This is a genomic window from Variovorax sp. 20P10.2.4 (genome assembly GCF_058244205.1).
Genome location: NZ_JBZAYE010000965.1, coordinates 1 through 1,973 on the forward strand (window position 1 = coordinate 1; position 1,973 = coordinate 1,973).

The 1,973-nt window shown below is 71.7% G+C and carries 2 protein-coding genes; one reads left to right on the forward strand and one right to left on the reverse strand.

From position 1 onward, the window contains the following. Window positions 1–760, reverse strand: a 760-nt coding sequence (locus AC27VN_RS39995) for a hypothetical protein (RefSeq protein ID WP_490880287.1), incomplete at its 3' end; no start/stop codon positions are given. A gap of 60 nt (window positions 761–820) precedes the next feature. Between AC27VN_RS39995 and AC27VN_RS40000 the strand changes: the two genes are divergently transcribed. Continuing rightward, window positions 821–1,810, forward strand: a complete 990-nt coding sequence (locus AC27VN_RS40000; RefSeq protein WP_143129209.1) for a Bug family tripartite tricarboxylate transporter substrate binding protein — start codon at window positions 821–823, stop codon at window positions 1,808–1,810. Window positions 1,811–1,973 lie beyond the last annotated feature (163 nt).

Below are 1,973 nucleotides of genomic sequence, written 5' to 3' on the forward strand. Positions count from 1 at the left end.
GCACCGTGGCCTCGGCGTCGTCGGCGCCTTCCTCGGTGCCCGAGCGCGCGGGGCGCAGCAACTGGTGCAGGTCGAGCAGCACGCAGGTCAGCAGCTCGGTGGCGCGCGCATGGAACAGCGGCACGAAGGCCGGCTGGTCGGCGGGCTCGTCGCGGATGCGCGCGAGGCAGTCGCGCACGCGCGGCGTGAGCGCCGCGTTGCACAGCACGCGGCCGTCGTCGCGGTCCACCAGCTCGGCCATCTGCCGCGCCGGCAGTTGCACGCCCAGTGCCTGCAGCCAGCGCGGCAGCAGCGCGCGGCGCAGCCGGAACTGCACGAAGTTGTTGCGGCAGGCGCCGGGAATGTGGATCAGGTAGCCGCCGTCGCGGTTGGGCGTGCGCAGCAGCGCGCGGTCGACGCGGAAATCGAGCGCGCGGCCCTGCGCGCTGCCGATCTGGCCCGTGACGTGGCCGGCCAGGAAGAAGGTGACCAGCAGCTCGTCGCCGGGCGGCAGTTGCACGTGCAGGTCGTCGTTGAGGCGGAAGTCGAAGTACAGCGCGCTCGCGCCTTCCCAGGGCGTGGTGCGCAGCCGCAGGATGCGGCCGCCGTCGCGCGGCCAGCGCACTTCGCGGCTTGCGCCGTCGTGCAGGCCCGCGAGCGCGAGCGGCCGCTCGACCGGCAGCCGGATCAGAGCGGCGTTGAAGTCGTCCTCGGGCAGCGCGCCCGGGGGCATGGCCGGGAGCAGCGACGGGATCGGCACAGTCTGCGAGCGGATCGGCATAGAAAACCCTGCCCTGCGGCGTTAGCGTTGCAACACTTTGATCGAGCGCGGAGTTTAGGTATGAATGTGCGACGTGTCTGCCGGTTTCTGGGGCTTGCGGCGGCCTCCCTGGCGCTGGTGCTGCCGGCGTTGTCGGCGGCCCAGGCCGCCTGGCCCGCGCGGCCGATCCGGCTGGTGGTGCCCTTCGTGGCGGGTGGCGGCGCCGACGTGACGGCGCGGCTCATCGCAGCGAAGTTGCAGGAGCGGCTCGGCCAGCAGATCGTGGTCGACAACAAGCCCGGCGGCAATACGCTGATCGGCGCGCAGGAACTGATGAAGGCGCAGCCCGACGGCTACACGCTGCTGTGGTCGATCGACCAGACCTTCGTGCTCAACCCCTCGCTCTACAACCGCCTGCCCTACGACCCGCGCAAGGACTTCGCGCCGGTGGCGCTCGCGATCACCTCGCCCAACGCGGTGATCGTGCGCGCCGGCGTGCCGGGCGCGGTGGCCGACGTGCACGAGCTCGTGAAGCGCGCCCGGGCGGAGCCGGGCAAGGTCAACATCGGCGCGGCGGCGATCCTGTCGCAGATGGCGCTCGAGGAGTTCAACCGCAGCGCCGGCATCCAGAGCACGCGCGTGCCCTACAAGGGCAGCGCCGAGGTCGCGCAGGCCACGGTCGCGGGCGACATCGACGCCGCCTTCGACGGCATCGCGCCCTATGTGCAGTTCGCGAAGGCGGGCCGCGCGAAGATCCTGGCCTTCGCGTCGTCGCGGCGCTTCTCGGGCCAGCCCGAGGTGCCCACGCTCGAGGAGCTGGGCTACAAGGGCGTGGACTTCTCGGTCTGGTTCGGCATCGTCGGGCCCAGGGGCCTGCCGCCCGAGATCGTGGCGCGCGTGAGTGAAGGCGTGGACTGGGCGCTGCACCAGCCCGACGTGGTCGAGAAGCTGCTGGTGTTCGGCTTCGAGCCCGCGGCCCAGACCGGGCCGCAGGCGCTCGCGACGCGCATCGACGCCGACCTGGCGCGCTATGCGCCGGTGATCCGCCGGCTCGGCTTCAAGCTCGACTGAGGGCCTTCCCATCATGAAAGTCGCGGGCCTGATCGGAGGCGTCGCGTGGCCCTCCACGCTCGGCTACTACAAGCTGCTCAACGAAGGCGTGCAGCGCGAACTCGGCGGCCTGCACTCGGCGCGCTGCGTGATCGTGAGCCTGGACTTCGCCTGCATCCATGCG

Excerpts from the sequence above, each read along its gene's own strand:
- AC27VN_RS40000 (WP_143129209.1), top strand. The coding sequence starts at position 821 with ATGAATGTGCGACGTGTCTGCCGGTTTCTGGGGCTTGCGGCGGCCTCC.